Below are 330 nucleotides of genomic sequence, written 5' to 3' on the forward strand. Positions count from 1 at the left end.
GCGAGCATTGATACCTCTGTGTGTTCGTCCCGTTACGGATTATGTGAATAAGGAGCGTGCAGCATGAGTATCGCAACTTATCTCAACACGGGTTTAGCACTTCTGGGCTGGATTTACATCATGTCAAAAACCGGCGAGTGGATTATCAAAAACACCATAAAGTCGTGGGACAAGCGCCGCAAGCAGTCTCGCCGCCAGAAAGCCGTGAATGAGTTTTATGACGCATTTGAACTTAACAGCATAGAGCCAGGTTCCACCGTTCGTCTGGCCACTAAAGGCGATCTGACAATCATGATGTTCCGCAGAGAGGAAAAGGCTAATGACTGATAT

The 330-nt window shown here is 47.6% G+C and carries 1 protein-coding gene; it reads left to right on the forward strand.

Annotated elements, in window-relative coordinates:
* Positions 1-63: 63 nt before the first annotated feature.
* The gene (locus AQ981_RS25555) at positions 64-327 is read left to right on the forward strand and encodes a DUF4752 family protein (RefSeq protein WP_058914537.1); all 264 of its coding nucleotides are present in this window, start codon (positions 64-66) and stop codon (positions 325-327) included.
* The last annotated feature ends 3 nt before the right edge of the window (positions 328-330 follow it).

This window comes from Entomohabitans teleogrylli (assembly GCF_001484765.1).
In the GTDB taxonomy this organism is placed as follows: Bacteria; Pseudomonadota; Gammaproteobacteria; order Enterobacterales; family Enterobacteriaceae; genus Entomohabitans; species Entomohabitans teleogrylli.